We start from the raw sequence: 16,133 nt of genomic DNA, 5'->3' as shown, positions 1-16,133 counted from the left end.
ACGCCAGTAGCCATGGAGGAAAAGCTCAAGGCAGCGGCATAAACCTTAACCGGTGTCCAAAATTACTTGACCAGTTCAGCTTGCCCCGCGATGGCGCCAGCAGGGGCAACAGTGCTGCCTGGCCTGGCGCCATCGCGGGGCAAGCCCGCTCCCACGAGGGTAAGGCAGAGTTTTACTCTTCCTTGCCCTTGTTGCGCATGGTGCGCTGCAGCTCGCGGTTGGAATCGCGTTCGCGCACGGTGTCGCGCTTGTCGAATTCCTTCTTGCCCTTGCCGAGTGCGATCTCGCACTTGATCAGGTGCTTGCTCCAGTACAGCGACATCGCCACGCAGGTATAGCCCTTCTGCGCCACGGCCGCTTCGAGGCGCTCAAGCTCGCGCTTGTTCAGCAGCAGCTTGCGTGTGCGGATCGGGTCGGCGATGACGTGGGTGCTGGCGGTGGTCAGCGGGGTGATGTGGCTGCCGAACAGCCAGGCTTCGCCATCCTTGAGCAGCACGTAGCTGTCGGTCAGGTGCGCCTTGCCGGCCCGCAGGCTCTTTACTTCCCAACCGGACAGGACCAGCCCGGCCTCGAACTTGTGTTCGATGAAGTAATCGTGTCGCGCCTTCTTGTTTTGCGCGATGGTCCCGGTCGGATGTTTCTTTTGCTTAGCCATAGGGGCGGCATTATAGGGAGTCGCCGCGTCCTCGGCTATGGGGTTTAGGTGCGCTTGAGCCTGTTGTGTGAATCCCGGACAATGCAGCCCTTGTTCTGATCAACAGAATCGTATTCGAGGCGCTATGTAGCGCTGCCGTCCCGTTTGGAAGTGACGCCTGGATGACTACCCATATTCAACGCTCCGCCCTGCTGCCTTACCCTGCCCAGGCGCTCTACGACCTGGTCAACGATGTGGCCAGCTACCCGGCGTTTTTGCCCTGGTGCTCGGCCTCGACGGTGATCGAGAGCAGCGACACGCACATGCGCGCCAAACTTGAAGTGGCCAAGGGGGGCATCAGCCAGCACTTCGTCACCCGTAATGTGCTGGTGCCGGGGCAGTCGATCGAAATGAACCTTGAAGAGGGGCCGTTCACCCAGCTGCATGGCTTGTGGGTGTTCAAGCCGCTGGGCGAGAAGGCCTGCAAGATCAGCCTCGACCTGTCGTTCGACTATGCCGGTGCTTTGGTGCGCGCAACCTTGGGGCCACTGTTCAATCAGGCGGCCAACACCATGGTCGATGCGTTCTGCGAGCGAGCCAAGCAACTGCATGCCTGAGGTGTCGGCCGTCAGTTAAGCTTGCCAGGCAGTCGCGCAATAAAAAGCCCGGACAGTGTCCGGGCTTTTTCGTTGTCGCCTGCTGTTATTGCGGCGAGGTGTCCAGCGGTGCTGGCGTCGGGACCGGGGTGGTCTCGATGGTGTCGATCTCTTTTTGCAGGGTTTCTTCCAGCGAGCCTGGCTTGGCCGGTTTTTCCGGTTGCTGGCTTGGCTGGTGCGCCGGGCTGACCGTGGTATCGCCGCTGCCGCCGAGGATTTCCTGGTCGCGGCTGACGCCTGGCATGAAGTCGCCGGCCAGGCTGACCAGTTGGTCGCTGTCGTTGAAGAAGATGCTCATGCGCTCTTGCTGACGCTGACCGCCACCAGGCTGCAGGCTGTACAGGTAGTCCCAGCGATTGGTGTGGAAGGGGTCCTGGATCAGCGGGTTGCCCATGATAAACCTTACTTGCCGGCGGGTCATTCCCGGGCGTAATTGGTCTATCATGTCCTGCGTGACGACATTGCCCTGCTGGATGTCGATTTTGTAAACCCCGGGAAACGAGCAACCGGCGAGTGCGAGCAGTCCCACTAGGGTGAGGCTGGTTAGCAAGAGCTTGGTGTTTTGCATCGGTGGGCGACTTCCACTATCTTGGCTGGACAACGTAAACCCCGATCATACCCGTATTAAGAGAAGCTGCGAAGCAGCATCGGCGAGAAAGCTGACCATGGTTGAAAATAGCGAATTGCGCAAAGCGGGCCTCAAGGTAACCCTGCCTCGAGTCAAGATTCTTCAGATGCTCGACTCCGCCGAGCAGCGTCACATGAGTGCCGAGGATGTCTACAAGGCGCTGATGGAAGCGGGCGAAGATGTCGGCCTGGCGACCGTGTACCGTGTGCTGACTCAGTTCGAAGCGGCGGGCCTGGTGGAGCGCCACAACTTCGATGGCGGCCATGCAGTGTTCGAGCTGGCAGATGGCAAGCACCACGATCACATGGTCAACGTGGACAGCGGTGAAGTCATTGAATTCTTCGATGCCGAAATCGAGAAGCGCCAGAAAGAGATCGTTGCCGAGCACGGCTTCGAACTGGTGGACCACAATCTGGTCCTCTATGTGCGTAAAAAGAAGTAACGATTTAGCTCGTTATTGACGACAAAGGCGACCTTCGGGTCGCCTTTGTGCTTTCTAGGAGGTGGTTGAGGGTGGCGTGGGAGCGAGCTTGCCTCGCGATGGCGTTGTGCTGCTGGCGCTATCGCGGGGCAAGCCCGCTCCCACAGATCACGCGAGCTCAGGTTTTGCTGGCCACTACCATCTTGCGTGCATGAGCCAAGGACTCCTTGGTCAGGTCGATGCCGCCGAGCATTCGCGCCACTTCCTCGACCCGCTCGCGCTTGGCCAGGCTGGCCACGGCGGTGTGGGTGGTGTCGCTGTTGCGCACCTTGTGCACGAACAGGTGGTGATGCCCCTGTGCCGCTACCTGCGGCAGGTGGGTCACGGTCAGTACCTGGCCGCGTTCACCCAGGCGGCGCAGCAACTGGCCGACGATCTCGGCGGTGGGGCCGCCGATGCCGACGTCCACTTCGTCGAACACCAGCGTGGGGATGCGTGAGGTCTGGGCGGTGATCACCTGGATCGCCAGGCTGATACGCGACAGCTCTCCGCCCGAGGCCACCTTGGCCAGGGCCTTGAGTGGCTGGCCCGGGTTGGCGCTGACCAGCAGCTCGATCTGTTCCAGCCCGTGGGGTGAGAGGTCGCCGTTGTCGAAGGGGGTAAGCGCGATGCAGAAGCGCCCGCCCGGCATGCCCAGGCGTTGGATTTCCTGCTCCACGGCAGTGGCCAGCTGTTTGGCGGCCCGTTCGCGCAGGGCGCTCAGTTCGCGGGCCTGCTCTTTATAGTGCTGGGCAAAGGCTGCCAGCTCTTCGCCCAGGCGTTCGATCGATTCATCGCTCGCGTTCAGGCCTTCGATCTCTTCCATTAGGCGCTGCTGCAACTGCGGCAGCTCGGTGGGGTGTACGCGGTGCTTGCGGGCGAGGGTATAGATGGTGTCGAGCCGCTCTTCGAGTGCTTGCAGGCGCAGTGGGTCGGCATCGAAGTTGTCGAGGAAGCGGTTCAGTTCACCGACGGCTTCTTCCACCTGGATTTGCGCGCTGGCGATCAGGTTGACCGCCTCGCCCAGGGCTCTGGGCGCATTGCTGACTGCCGTGAGGCGGTTGAGGCTGACGGTCAGGGCGCTGAGTACGTTGCCCGAGTCGCTTTCGCTGCACTGGTCGATGACCTGGCGGCAGATGCCGAAGAGCGCCTCGGCGTTGGTCAGGTTCTTGTGTTCCTGCTCTAGCAGCTCCAGCTCGTTTTCGCCGAGCCCGAGGTTGTCCAGTTCTTCGAGCTGGTAGCTCAGCAGTTGGTGGCGTGCGCGCTGCTCGTCGCCGGAATTGCTCAGACGCTCGAGCTCCTGGCGGGTCTGGCTCCAGCGCTTGGCTGCAAGCTGTACCTGGCGTGCCAGGTCGATGGCGCCGGCATACTCGTCGACCAGGCGGCGGTGAGTGTCGGTTTTGAGCAGGGACTGATGTTCGTGCTGGCTGTGGATGTCGATCAGCAGCTCGCCCAGGGCCTTGAGGTCGCCGAGCGGGCAGGGTGTGCCATTGATGTAGCCGCGGCTGCGGCCTTCGGCGGTGATCACCCGGCGCAGGATGCAGGGGCCGTCGCTTTCGAGGTCGCGTTCGGCGAGCCAGCCATGGGCTTCGGGGATGTCCACCAGGTCGAAGGTGGCGAGTATGTCTGCCTTGTCTGCGCCGGGGCGTACCACGCCACTGTCGGCGCGATCACCCAGCGCCAGGCCGAGGGCGTCGAGCATGATCGACTTGCCGGCCCCGGTTTCGCCGGTAATGACGGACATGCCGCGGGCGAGTTCGAGGTCGAGGTGTTCGACGATGGCGTAGTTGTGAATGGACAGGTGCACCAGCATGTGGGCGGCTCCCGAAGGTTTGGTCTGGATATTTATACAGTGCTTTTTGCTGGTCTGACAATGCCCGGCTGATGAATGTGGATTTCCCGTTCAGCCCTTGAACCTGGTTTTTCCGACCCCATATAGCCGGCAAGACACGGCGAGCCTGGCTCGCTCAACAGAAATTGTGGAGGAGATACCCAATGGCTGACGAACAGCTGGATGAAAAGAACCTGAATCCCGAAGAGGCCGTTGCCGCTACTGCCGACGCCCGCATTCTGGAGCTCGAGGAGCAGCTGGCCGCCGCCAAGGATCAGTCCCTGCGTGTCGCTGCAGAAGCGCAGAACGGCATTCGCCGCGCCGAGCAGGAGGTCGACAAGGCCCGCAAGTTCGCCCTCGAGAAGTTCGCTGGCGACCTGCTGCCGGTCATCGACAGCCTGGAGCTGGCCCTGGCGCACTCCAGTGCCGAAGACGAACAGGTCAAGACCATCCGTGATGGCGTAGAGCTGACCCTGAAGATGTTCCAGGACACCCTCAAACGCTACAACCTCGAAGCCATCGACCCGCACGGCCAGCCGTTCAACGCCGAGCACCACCAGGCGATGGCCATGCAGGAAAACGCCGAGGTCGAGCCGAACAGCGTGCTGAACGTGTTCCAGAAGGGTTACCTGCTCAACGGCCGTCTGCTGCGCCCCGCCATGGTGGTGGTCAGCAAGGCGCCGGCGGCACCTCAGCCTTCTATCAACGAGAAGGCTTGAAATCCTGCTGGGTACCCCCATCTAGGTGTCAAGCACTCAAGTATTTCCGCAGTCGTCTGGTCTAGTCGCTGCGAACAAATTCAAGTTTCGGGAGAGTTAACATGGGCAAAATCATCGGTATCGACCTGGGGACCACCAACTCCTGCGTCTCCGTGCTGGAAAACGGCACCGCCAAAGTCATCGAGAACGCCGAAGGCGCGCGTACCACTCCTTCGATCATCGCCTACGCCAACGACGGCGAGATCCTGGTTGGCCAGTCGGCCAAGCGCCAGGCGGTCACCAACCCGCACAACACCCTGTTCGCGGTGAAGCGCCTGATCGGCCGTCGCTTCGAAGAAGACGTCGTGCAGAAAGACATCAAGCTGGTGCCTTACAAGATCGTCAAGGCCAACAATGGTGACGCTTGGGTCGAGGCTGCCGACAAGCAGATGGCTCCGCCGCAGATCAGCGCCGAAGTCCTGAAAAAGATGAAGAAGACCGCCGAAGACTACCTCGGCGAGCCGGTTACCGAAGCGGTCATCACCGTTCCGGCCTACTTCAACGACAGCCAGCGTCAGGCGACCAAAGACGCCGGCCGCATCGCTGGCCTGGACGTAAAACGTATCATCAACGAACCGACCGCAGCCGCGCTGGCCTACGGTATGGACAAGGGCAAGGGCGACCACACCGTCATCGTCTATGACCTGGGTGGTGGTACCTTCGACGTGTCGGTCATCGAAATCGCCGAAGTCGACGGTGAGCACCAGTTCGAAGTACTGGCCACCAACGGCGACACCTTCCTGGGTGGCGAAGACTTCGACATGCGCCTGATCGACTACCTCGTCGACGAGTTCAAGAAAGAGTCCGGCATGGACCTGAAGAACGATCCGCTGGCCCTGCAGCGCCTGAAAGAAGCCGCTGAAAAGGCCAAGATCGAGCTGTCTTCCGCTCAGTCGACCGACGTCAACCTGCCGTACATCACTGCAGATGCCACCGGTCCTAAGCACCTGAACGTGAAGATCTCCCGCGCCAAGCTGGAGTCGCTGGTCGAAGACCTGGTCAACCGCACCATCGAGCCATGCCGCATTGCCCTGAAAGACGCCGGCATCGACGCCAGCAAGATCGACGACGTGATCCTGGTCGGTGGCCAGACCCGTATGCCGATGGTACAGAAGGCCGTTGCCGACTTCTTCGGTAAAGAAGCGCGTAAAGACGTCAACCCGGACGAAGCCGTCGCCATGGGTGCTGCCATCCAGGGCGCCGTTCTGGCCGGTGACGTGAAGGACGTACTGCTGCTGGACGTCAGCCCGCTGACCCTGGGTATCGAAACCATGGGCGGCGTGATGACCGCGCTGATCGAGAAGAACACCACCATCCCGACCAAGAAGTCGCAGGTGTTCTCGACTGCCGACGACAACCAGGGCGCCGTGACCATCCACGTGCTGCAGGGCGAGCGCAAGCAAGCTTCGCAGAACAAGTCGCTGGGCAAGTTCGACCTGGCTGACATTCCGCCAGCACCACGCGGCGTACCGCAAATCGAAGTGACCTTCGACATCGACGCCAACGGCATCCTGCACGTCGGCGCCAAAGACAAGGCCACCGGCAAGGCTCAGTCGATCGTGATCAAGGCCAACTCCGGCCTGTCCGACGAAGAAATCGAAAAAATGGTGCGTGACGCCGAGGCCAACGCCGAGGAAGACCGCAAGTTCGAAGAGCTGGCCGCTGCCCGTAACCAGGGCGACGCGCTGGTTCACTCGACCCGCAAGATGGTCAATGAGGCTGGTGACAAGGTCACTGCCGAAGAGAAAACCGCCATCGAGGCTGCCGTGGTTGCCCTGGAAGCCGCCGTCAAAGGCGACGACAAGGCTGCCATCGACGCCAAGGTCGAGGAGCTGTCCAAGGTCTCCGCGCCGGTCGCCCAGAAGATGTACGCAGAGCAGGCCGAGCAGCCGCAGGGCGGCGCCCAGCAGCAGGCCGAGCCGGAAGCCAAGCACGATGACGTGGTTGACGCCGAGTTCGAAGAAGTGAAAGACAACAACAAGCAGTAATGCCTGCATGTTGTCGGCCAGCTCAGCGGCGTTTGCTGGTGAGCTGGTAGGATGTCGCCGCGCGGGGGCTTGCTCCCGCGTTGGCGTGTCTGGAACACGAGAATTATTTACAGCATCTGTCTGGGCGCATTCGCGTATGGCGGCAGGTGCTGACGGCACGACGCAATGATTGCGCACCGTGTGCCGAACGCCCACAAGAGTGCAAATGACCTATGGCAAAGCGTGATTTTTATGAGGTCCTGGGTGTCGAGCGAGGCGCCAGCGAAGGTGATCTCAAGAAGGCCTATCGCCGCCTGGCGATGAAGTACCACCCGGACCGCAACCCTGGTGACAAAGCGTCGGAAGACAGCTTCAAGGAGGCCAACGAGGCCTACGAAGTGTTGTCCGATGCCAGCAAGCGCGCGGCGTACGACCAGTACGGCCACGCCGGCGTCGACCCAAGCATGGGCGGCGGTGGTGCGGGCTTCGGCGGCGCCAACTTCTCCGACATCTTCGGCGATGTCTTCAGCGATTTCTTTGGTGGCGGCCGTGGTGGCTCGCGTGGCGGCGCTCAGCGCGGCAGCGACCTGCGCTACACCCTCGAACTGAACCTTGAAGAAGCGGTGCGTGGCACCACGGTCAGCATTCGCGTGCCTACCCTGGTCAACTGCGCGCCGTGCGACGGTTCGGGTGCCAAGAAGGGCTCGACCCCGTCGACCTGCCCGACCTGTGGCGGTATCGGCCAGGTGCGCATGCAGCAGGGCTTCTTCTCGGTGCAGCAGACCTGCCCGCGCTGCCATGGCCAGGGCAAGATCATCACCGACCCTTGCAATTCCTGCCATGGCGAAGGCCGTGTCGAGGAATACAAGACCTTGTCGGTCAAGGTGCCGGCTGGCGTCGATACCGGCGACCGCATTCGCCTGTCCGGCGAAGGCGAGGCGGGTGCCCATGGCGGCCCGACCGGCGACCTGTACGTGGTGATCAACGTGCGTGAGCACGGGATCTTCCAGCGCGACGGCAAGCACCTGTACTGCGAAGTGCCGATCAGCTACACCGACGCAGCCCTGGGCGGCGAGCTGGAAGTGCCGACCCTGGACGGCCGCGTGAAGCTGAAGATCCCGGAAGGCACCCAGACCGGCAAGCAGTTCCGTCTGCGCGGCAAAGGTGTGGCGCCAGTGCGTGGCGGTGCGGCGGGTGACCTGCTGTGCCGCGTGGCGGTGGAAACCCCGGTCAACCTCAGCCGTCGCCAGCGCGAGCTGCTCGAAGAGCTGCGCGCCTCCCTTGAGGGCGACAGCTCCCACTCGCCCAAGGCCAGTGGCTGGTTCGAAGGCGTGAAGCGCTTCTTCGGCGATCTCTGACAAGGAACAGGCTATGCGACGTATTGCAGTGATGGGCGCGGCAGGGCGGATGGGCAAGACCCTGGTCGAGGCGGTGCAGCAACAGGCGCCACAGGCAGGCCTGACGGCGGCGATCGATCGCCCCGACAGCTCGCTGGTCGGGGCTGATGCCGGTGAGCTGGCGGCCCTGGGCCGCATCGGCGTGACGATCTGCGACGACCTGGCCAAGGTGGTCGACGAGTTCGATGTGCTGATCGACTTCACCCACCCTTCGGTGACCCTGAAGAACCTGGCGTTCTGCCGCAAGGCGGGCAAGGCCATGGTCATCGGCACCACCGGTTTCACGCCGGAAGAGAAAGAGCTGCTGGCCGAGGCGGGCAAGGAGATCCCGATCGTCTTCGCCGCCAACTTCAGCGTGGGCGTCAATCTGAGCCTCAAGCTGCTGGACATGGCGGCCCGGGTGCTGGGTGATGACGTGGATATCGAGATCATCGAGGCGCACCACCGGCACAAGGTCGATGCGCCTTCGGGTACCGCGTTGCGCATGGGTGAAGTGGTCGCCAATGCGCTGGGGCGTGACCTGCAGGAAGTGGCGGTCTATGGCCGTGAAGGCCAGACCGGCGCCCGTGACCGCAAGACCATCGGTTTTGCCACGGTGCGTGCCGGTGACGTGGTCGGTGATCACACCGTGCTGTTCGCCGCCGAAGGCGAGCGCCTGGAGATCACCCACAAGGCGTCGAGCCGCATGACCTTCGCCAAGGGCGCGGTGCGTGCCGCGCTGTGGCTGGATGGGCGCGAGCCTGGGCTTTACGACATGCAGGATGTGCTCGAGCTGCATTGATCTGCTGGTGCAGGCCTTTGCGGGTGCGGGGCTCTGTGGGGCGGGCTTGCCCCGTGATGCGTATGCCCGGTCTGTATTGTTTGCAGGCCAGGCGCAATCGCGGGGCAAGCCCGCTCCCACGGATCACTATCACGTCCAGTCAGCGATTTTGTCGCAATCATGTGTTTTAGAGACACATCTGCGGTAGACCCAAAACGCACTTTTCTGTAAGCTACAGCTTTAGTGTGTCCACTAAAAGCGCGCAGCGAATTGAATTCAGCACATGAAAGCGGGGTGACGTGTCCATACGTCACTCCGCTTTTTTGCAACCTGCGATCGCCCTTTCATGCTTGATCTACGGGAGGTCTTCTTGACAAAGCCAGCCATACTCGCCCTTGCCGACGGCAGTATTTTTCGCGGTGAAGCCATCGGTGCCGACGGTCAGACCGTTGGTGAGGTGGTGTTCAACACTGCTATGACCGGCTACCAGGAAATCCTTACAGACCCTTCCTATGCCCAGCAAATCGTTACCCTGACCTACCCGCACATCGGCAACACCGGCACCACGCCGGAAGACGCCGAGTCGAACCGCGTCTGGTCCGCCGGCCTGGTCATCCGTGACCTGCCGCTGCTGGCCAGCAACTGGCGTAACACCCAGTCGCTGCCTGACTACCTCAAGGCCAACAATGTCGTCGCCATCGCTGGCATCGACACCCGTCGCCTGACCCGTATCCTGCGTGAAAAGGGCGCTCAGAACGGCTGCATCCTCGCCGGTGACAACATCACCGAAGAGCAGGCCATCGCCGCCGCCCGCGGCTTCCCGGGCCTGAAGGGCATGGACCTGGCCAAGGTGGTTTCCACCAAGGAACGCTACGAGTGGCGCTCCAGCGTGTGGGAGCTGAAAACCGACAGCCACCCGACCATCGAAGCCGCCGACCTGCCGTACCACGTGGTTGCCTTCGACTACGGCGTCAAGCTGAACATCCTGCGCATGCTGGTTGCCCGCGGCTGCCGCGTGACCGTGGTGCCGGCACAAACCCCGGCCAGCGAAGTGCTCGCGCTCAACCCCGATGGCGTGTTCCTGTCCAACGGCCCTGGTGATCCGGAGCCATGCGACTACGCCATCCAGGCGATCAAAGAGATCCTCGACACCGAGATCCCGGTGTTCGGCATCTGCCTCGGCCACCAGCTGCTGGCCCTGGCCTCCGGCGCCAAGACCGTGAAGATGGGCCACGGCCACCACGGTGCCAACCACCCGGTCCAGGACCTGGACACCGGCGTGGTCATGATCACCAGCCAGAACCACGGTTTCGCCGTTGACGAAGCCACGCTGCCGGCTAACGTACGCGCCATCCACAAGTCGCTGTTCGACGGCACCCTGCAGGGTATCGAGCGCACCGACAAGAGCGCGTTCAGCTTCCAGGGCCACCCTGAAGCGAGCCCAGGCCCGACCGACGTCGCGCCACTGTTCGATCGTTTCATCGATGCCATGGCCAAGCGCCGCTGAGCATCCTGCTGCAAGGCCCCGGGGCGGCGAGTGTCGCGCCCGGAAGCGCCTGACCCAGATTGTTCAAGACGGCTTGCCGACTGACCCGCGGATTTGAGTGACAACCATGCCAAAACGTACAGACATCAAAAGCATCCTGATTCTCGGCGCTGGCCCGATCGTGATCGGCCAGGCCTGCGAATTCGACTACTCCGGCGCCCAGGCCTGTAAAGCCCTGCGCGAGGAAGGTTTCCGCGTCATCCTGGTGAACTCCAACCCGGCCACCATCATGACCGACCCGGCCATGGCCGACGCCACCTACATCGAGCCGATCAAGTGGCAGTCGGTGGCCAAGATCATCGAGAAAGAGCGCCCGGACGCAGTACTGCCGACCATGGGTGGCCAGACTGCACTGAACTGCGCCCTGGACCTGGAGCGCCACGGCGTTCTGGAAAAATTCGGCGTAGAGATGATCGGTGCCAACGCCGACACCATCGACAAGGCCGAAGACCGTTCGCGCTTCGACAAGGCCATGAAGGACATCGGCCTGGAGTGCCCGCGCTCCGGTATCGCCCACAGCATGGAAGAGGCCAACGCGGTGCTCGAGAAGCTCGGCTTCCCGTGCATCATTCGTCCGTCCTTCACCATGGGTGGCACCGGCGGTGGTATCGCCTACAACCGTGAAGAATTCGAAGAGATCTGCACCCGTGGTCTGGACCTGTCGCCGACCAAAGAGCTGCTGATCGACGAATCGCTGATCGGCTGGAAAGAGTACGAGATGGAAGTGGTCCGCGACAAAAAGGACAACTGCATCATCGTCTGCTCGATCGAAAACTTCGACCCGATGGGCGTGCACACCGGTGACTCGATCACCGTTGCTCCAGCGCAGACCCTGACCGACAAGGAATACCAGATCATGCGCAACGCCTCGCTGGCGGTGCTGCGTGAGATCGGTGTGGAAACCGGCGGTTCCAACGTGCAGTTCGGTATCTGCCCGAACACTGGCCGCATGGTCGTGATCGAGATGAACCCGCGCGTTTCGCGTTCCTCGGCCCTGGCCTCGAAAGCGACCGGCTTCCCGATCGCCAAGATCGCCGCCAAGCTGGCCATCGGTTACACCCTCGACGAGCTGCAGAACGACATCACCGGCGGCCGCACCCCGGCTTCCTTCGAGCCGTCGATCGACTACGTCGTCACCAAGCTGCCACGCTTCGCCTTCGAGAAATTCCCGAAAGCCGACGCCCGCCTGACCACCCAGATGAAATCCGTGGGTGAAGTCATGGCCATCGGCCGTACTTTCCAGGAATCCCTGCAGAAGGCCCTGCGCGGCCTGGAAGTCGGCGCCTGCGGCCTCGACCCGAAAGTCGACCTGGCCAGCCCTGAAGCTGCCGGCATCCTCAAGCGCGAGCTGACCGTGCCGGGCGCCGAGCGTATCTGGTACGTGGCTGACGCCATCCGTTCGGGCATGACCATCGAAGAAATCTTCGAGCTGACCGGCATCGACCTGTGGTTCCTGGTGCAGATGGAAGATCTGATCAAGGAAGAAGAGAAGGTCAAGACCCTGGCCCTGTCGGCCATCGACAAGGACTACATGCTGCGCCTCAAGCGCAAGGGCTTCTCCGACCAGCGTCTGGCCAAGCTGCTGGGTATCACCGACAAGAACCTGCGCCGTCACCGCCACAAGCTGGAAGTGTTCCCGGTGTACAAGCGCGTCGACACCTGCGCCGCCGAGTTCGCCACCGACACCGCCTACCTGTACTCGACCTATGAGGAAGAGTGCGAGGCCAACCCGTCGACCCGTGACAAGATCATGATCCTCGGCGGTGGCCCTAACCGTATCGGCCAGGGCATCGAGTTCGACTATTGCTGCGTACACGCGGCACTGGCCCTGCGTGAAGACGGTTACGAGACCATCATGGTCAACTGCAACCCGGAAACCGTCTCCACCGACTACGACACTTCCGACCGTCTGTACTTCGAGCCGCTGACACTGGAAGACGTGCTGGAAGTCTGCCGCGTCGAGAAGCCGAAAGGCGTGATCGTTCACTACGGCGGCCAGACCCCGCTGAAACTGGCTCGCGCCCTGGAAGAAGCTGGCGTACCGATCATCGGTACCAGCCCTGACGCCATCGACCGCGCCGAAGACCGTGAGCGCTTCCAGCAGATGGTTCAGCGCCTGAACCTGCTGCAGCCGCCAAACGCCACCGTGCGCAGCGAAGACGAAGCCATCAAGGCGGCCGGCGGTATCGGTTACCCACTGGTCGTGCGCCCGTCCTACGTACTGGGCGGCCGTGCCATGGAAATCGTCTACGAGCTGGACGAGCTGAAGCGCTACCTGCGTGAAGCGGTTCAAGTGTCGAACGACAGCCCGGTGCTGCTCGACCACTTCCTCAACTGCGCCATCGAGATGGACGTGGATGCGGTGTGCGACGGCACCGACGTGGTTATCGGCGCCATCATGCAGCACATCGAGCAGGCCGGCGTTCACTCCGGTGACTCGGCGTGCTCGCTGCCACCGTACTCGCTGAGCCAGGACGTGCAGGACCAGGTTCGCGACCAGGTCAAGAAGATGGCCCTGGAACTGGGCGTGGTCGGCCTGATGAACGTGCAGCTGGCCCTGCAGGGCGACAAGATCTACGTGATCGAAGTCAACCCGCGCGCTTCGCGTACCGTGCCGTTCGTGTCCAAGTGCATCGGCACCTCGCTGGCGATGATCGCCGCCCGTGTCATGGCCGGTAAAACCCTGAAAGAGCTGGGCTTCACCCAGGAAATCATCCCGAACTTCTACAGCGTCAAGGAAGCGGTATTCCCGTTCGCCAAGTTCCCAGGCGTCGACCCGATCCTCGGCCCAGAGATGAAGTCCACTGGTGAAGTGATGGGTGTCGGTGATAGCTTCGGTGAAGCCTTCGCCAAAGCCCAGATGGGCGCCAGCGAAGTGCTGCCGACCGGCGGTACCGCCTTCATCAGCGTGCGTGACGACGACAAGCCACAAGTGGCTGGCGTTGCCCGCGACCTGATCGCCCTGGGCTTCGAAGTGGTCGCCACTGCTGGCACCGCGAAGATCATCGAAGCTGCTGGCCTGAAGGTGCGTCGCGTCAACAAGGTGACCGAAGGTCGTCCGCACGTGGTCGACATGATCAAGAACGACGAAGTGTCGCTGATCATCAACACCACCGAAGGCCGTCAGTCGATCGCCGACTCGTACTCGATTCGTCGCAATGCGCTGCAGCACAAGATTTACTGCACCACTACCATTGCGGCCGGTGAAGCCATCTGCGAAGCGCTGAAATTCGGTCCGGAAAAGACCGTTCGTCGCTTGCAGGATCTGCATGCAGGACTCAAAGCATGAGCATTACCAAGTACCCGATGACCGTCCAGGGCGCTCGCGCCCTGGAAGAGGAGCACCTGTTCCTGAGCAAGACCGAGCGCCCGCGCCTGAGCCAGGCGATCGGTGAGGCCCGTGAGCTGGGTGACCTCAAGGAAAACGCCGAATACCACGCCGCCCGCGAAGAGCAGGGCATGGTCGAGGCGCGTATCCGTGATATCGAAGGCCGCCTGCAAAACTCGGTGGTAATCGACGTGACCACTATTGCCCACACTGGCAAGGTCATCTTCGGTACCACCGTGGAGCTGGCCAACACCGAGACCGACGAGCGAGTGAAATACCAGATCGTCGGTGAAGATGAAGCTGACGTGAAGCAAGGCAAGCTCTCGAGTGGTGCGCCTATCGCCAAGGCCATCATCGGCAAGGAAGAAGGCGACGTAGTCGTCATCAAGACGCCAAGCGGCACTGTCGAGTACGAGATTGTCGAAGTCCAGCACATCTGACCGGCGCCTGCGGGCGCCATCCCTCGAGGGGATCCTATGGCAACTGGCCCAGGTATTCTGGGTCGGTGGCCTGTGGGTGTTCCATGTGGGGCTGGTGCCGGCGCTCAAGGTCAGTGGCCTTGCGCCGTTGTTGGTGCATGATGTGGCCGGGCAGATCGACCGTTGGTTGATCGGCGTGGCGATGCTCGGGCTGTTGACCCAGTTGGCGGTATTGGCGAGGGTGGACGGCCTGGCGGCCTGGTGGCGGCAGTTCCGTGGGCAGATGCTGTTGCTTGGCTTTGCTGCCTGCATCGGCTACTACACGCTGCGCTACGGGATTTCCGTAGGTGAGCGTTGGCAGATGTTCTGCTTCCTGGTGCTGGGCTTCTCAGGCATCGTCCTGGTGGCCCAGCCGGTCCCGGTCAGGGCTCGCCGCTGACCGGGATCGTGGGAGCGGGCTTGCCCCGCGATGCGGTGTATGGCACCGGCTACGCCGGTGTTCGCGGGGCAAGCCCGCTCCCACGTCCCGCGGATTCGATCACTTGAAACGGTGGATATTCGACAGCTGCTTGTTCGGCTGTGGGTTCTTGCGGTAGATCAGCGCTTTCTTGCCGATGGTCTGCACCAGCTCGGCGCGGCCGATCTTGCACAGTTCGGCGATCGCGGCGGCGCGCTCTTCACGGTCTTCCGAACGGATTTCGACCTTGATCAGCTCGTGATCGACCAGGGCGCGCTCCAGTTCGGCGGCGACGCCTTCGTTAACACCGTTGCCAGCAACGATCAGGACCGGCTTCAGGTCATGACCAATGGACTTGTATTGCTTCTTCTGCTCGTTATTGAGCGGCATAATCTGACCCTTTTCGTCTGATTCTGTAAAATTGACGGGCATTTTACCCGAGGGCCCCTGGCTCCGCCCAGTCAAACACGACGCATATCATCGAGGTGCCCCGTGGTACAACGTTCCAAAAGCAGCGCAAACTGGCTGCGCGAGCATTTCAACGATCCTTTTGTGAAACAGGCACAGAAGGATGGCTACCGCTCCCGTGCGAGCTACAAACTGCTGGAGATCCAGGAAAAAGACCGCCTGATCCGTCCCGGCATGAGCGTGATCGACCTCGGCGCAGCCCCGGGTGGCTGGTCGCAGGTGACCAGTCGTCTGATTGGTGGCCAAGGTCGTTTGATCGCCTCGGACATCCTGGAGATGGACTCGATCCCGGACGTGACCTTCATCCAGGGCGACTTCACCCAGGACGAAGTGTTGCAGCAAATCCTGGAAGCAGTCGGCGATTCGCACGTAGACCTTGTGATTTCCGATATGGCCCCCAATATGAGTGGTACGCCCGCGGTGGACATGCCGCGCGCCATGTTCCTCTGTGAGCTGGCCCTGGATCTGGCAACCCGCGTGCTCAAGCCGGGTGGGGATTTCCTGATCAAGATCTTCCAGGGCGAAGGTTTCGACATGTACCTGAAGGACGTGCGCAGCAAGTTCGACAAGGTGCAGATGCGCAAGCCATCGTCCTCGCGGGATCGCTCCCGCGAACAGTACCTGTTGGGCAAGGGTTTCAAAGGGGCATGAAAGGCGTGCTGCGGGGTGGCCGATAGTTAATTCCAATCAGCTACCCCGTCTGGATCGTCCGAACTTCGTGTAGTCTAGCTTTCACAAAGGGTTACAGACGGTGCCTGCGGTTGCGTAGGTAATGTAGTAAGTTAGGGCGATGAATATCATGCGAGGCACGGCTGCGTCGTGCG

At 61.9% G+C, this 16,133-nt stretch carries 15 protein-coding genes; 11 read left to right on the top strand and 4 right to left on the bottom strand.

Features of this window, described 5'->3' with window-relative positions:
• Window positions 1-172: 172 nt before the first annotated feature.
• Entirely contained in the window at window positions 173-655 is a 483-nt protein-coding gene (smpB, locus tag F6X61_RS00820) for an SsrA-binding protein SmpB (protein WP_011532120.1), read from the bottom strand.
• Between the two features lie 161 nt (window positions 656-816).
• Here smpB and F6X61_RS00815 point away from each other — a divergent pair, with 161 nt between their 5' ends.
• Complete coding sequence (locus F6X61_RS00815) at window positions 817-1,251, top strand: type II toxin-antitoxin system RatA family toxin (RefSeq protein WP_153784956.1); 435 nt, start codon at window positions 817-819, stop codon at window positions 1,249-1,251.
• Between the two features lie 85 nt (window positions 1,252-1,336).
• On the opposite strand, the gene F6X61_RS00810 is transcribed toward F6X61_RS00815, so the two are convergent.
• Window positions 1,337-1,858 carry an outer membrane protein assembly factor BamE gene (locus tag F6X61_RS00810; protein WP_153784955.1) on the bottom strand — a complete coding sequence of 174 codons (522 nt, stop codon included), beginning with the start codon at window positions 1,856-1,858 and terminating at the stop codon, window positions 1,337-1,339.
• Window positions 1,859-1,955: 97 nt separating this feature from the next.
• Here F6X61_RS00810 and fur point away from each other — a divergent pair, with 97 nt between their 5' ends.
• A complete protein-coding gene (gene fur / locus F6X61_RS00805) occupies window positions 1,956-2,360 on the top strand; it encodes a ferric iron uptake transcriptional regulator (protein WP_028691268.1) in 405 nt (134 codons plus the stop codon).
• Between the two features lie 157 nt (window positions 2,361-2,517).
• Here fur and recN read toward each other — a convergent pair whose 3' ends face one another.
• On the bottom strand, window positions 2,518-4,191 hold the full coding sequence (gene recN / locus F6X61_RS00800) for a DNA repair protein RecN (protein WP_153784954.1): 1,674 nt from the start codon (window positions 4,189-4,191) through the stop codon (window positions 2,518-2,520).
• A 182-nt stretch (window positions 4,192-4,373) separates the two neighbouring features.
• Between recN and grpE the strand changes: the two genes are divergently transcribed.
• The 8 genes from grpE (at window position 4,374) to F6X61_RS00760 (ending at window position 14,823) form a co-directional block, all read left to right on the top strand.
• Window positions 4,374-4,928, top strand: coding sequence for a nucleotide exchange factor GrpE (grpE, locus tag F6X61_RS00795; protein ID WP_153784953.1), 555 nt, complete (start codon window positions 4,374-4,376; stop codon window positions 4,926-4,928).
• Between the two features lie 101 nt (window positions 4,929-5,029).
• Window positions 5,030-6,955, top strand: coding sequence for a molecular chaperone DnaK (gene dnaK / locus F6X61_RS00790; RefSeq protein WP_110995197.1), 1,926 nt, complete (start codon window positions 5,030-5,032; stop codon window positions 6,953-6,955).
• 212 nt (window positions 6,956-7,167) lie between these two features.
• Window positions 7,168-8,292 (top strand): molecular chaperone DnaJ, encoded by a 1,125-nt coding sequence (gene dnaJ / locus F6X61_RS00785; protein WP_110995198.1) that lies wholly within the window; start codon window positions 7,168-7,170, stop codon window positions 8,290-8,292.
• Window positions 8,293-8,305: 13 nt separating this feature from the next.
• Window positions 8,306-9,112 (top strand): 4-hydroxy-tetrahydrodipicolinate reductase, encoded by an 807-nt coding sequence (gene dapB / locus F6X61_RS00780; RefSeq protein WP_153784952.1) that lies wholly within the window; start codon window positions 8,306-8,308, stop codon window positions 9,110-9,112.
• A gap of 349 nt (window positions 9,113-9,461) precedes the next feature.
• Complete coding sequence (gene carA / locus F6X61_RS00775; RefSeq protein ID WP_153784951.1) at window positions 9,462-10,598, top strand: glutamine-hydrolyzing carbamoyl-phosphate synthase small subunit; 1,137 nt, start codon at window positions 9,462-9,464, stop codon at window positions 10,596-10,598.
• A 106-nt stretch (window positions 10,599-10,704) separates the two neighbouring features.
• Window positions 10,705-13,926, top strand: a complete 3,222-nt coding sequence (carB, locus tag F6X61_RS00770; protein ID WP_153784950.1) for a carbamoyl-phosphate synthase large subunit — start codon at window positions 10,705-10,707, stop codon at window positions 13,924-13,926.
• On the top strand, window positions 13,923-14,405 hold the full coding sequence (gene greA, locus F6X61_RS00765; RefSeq protein WP_178125730.1) for a transcription elongation factor GreA: 483 nt from the start codon (window positions 13,923-13,925) through the stop codon (window positions 14,403-14,405). The genes carB and greA overlap by 4 nt, the downstream gene beginning before the upstream one ends.
• Window positions 14,383-14,823 carry an MFS transporter gene (locus F6X61_RS00760; RefSeq protein ID WP_153784949.1) on the top strand — a complete coding sequence of 147 codons (441 nt, stop codon included), beginning with the start codon at window positions 14,383-14,385 and terminating at the stop codon, window positions 14,821-14,823. Before greA ends, F6X61_RS00760 begins: the two co-directional genes overlap by 23 nt.
• Before the next feature lie 99 nt (window positions 14,824-14,922).
• Here F6X61_RS00760 and F6X61_RS00755 read toward each other — a convergent pair whose 3' ends face one another.
• On the bottom strand, window positions 14,923-15,231 hold the full coding sequence (locus F6X61_RS00755) for a YhbY family RNA-binding protein (protein ID WP_153784948.1): 309 nt from the start codon (window positions 15,229-15,231) through the stop codon (window positions 14,923-14,925).
• A gap of 102 nt (window positions 15,232-15,333) precedes the next feature.
• Between F6X61_RS00755 and rlmE the strand changes: the two genes are divergently transcribed.
• On the top strand, window positions 15,334-15,960 hold the full coding sequence (rlmE, locus tag F6X61_RS00750) for a 23S rRNA (uridine(2552)-2'-O)-methyltransferase RlmE (RefSeq protein WP_153784947.1): 627 nt from the start codon (window positions 15,334-15,336) through the stop codon (window positions 15,958-15,960).
• Window positions 15,961-16,133 lie beyond the last annotated feature (173 nt).

It is taken from the genome of Pseudomonas sp. EMN2, from assembly GCF_009650555.1.
Taxonomy (GTDB): Bacteria; Pseudomonadota; Gammaproteobacteria; order Pseudomonadales; family Pseudomonadaceae; genus Aquipseudomonas; species Aquipseudomonas sichuanensis.
Note: the sequence above shows the minus strand (reverse complement) of the source record. Positions and strands in the feature narration are given on the sequence as shown.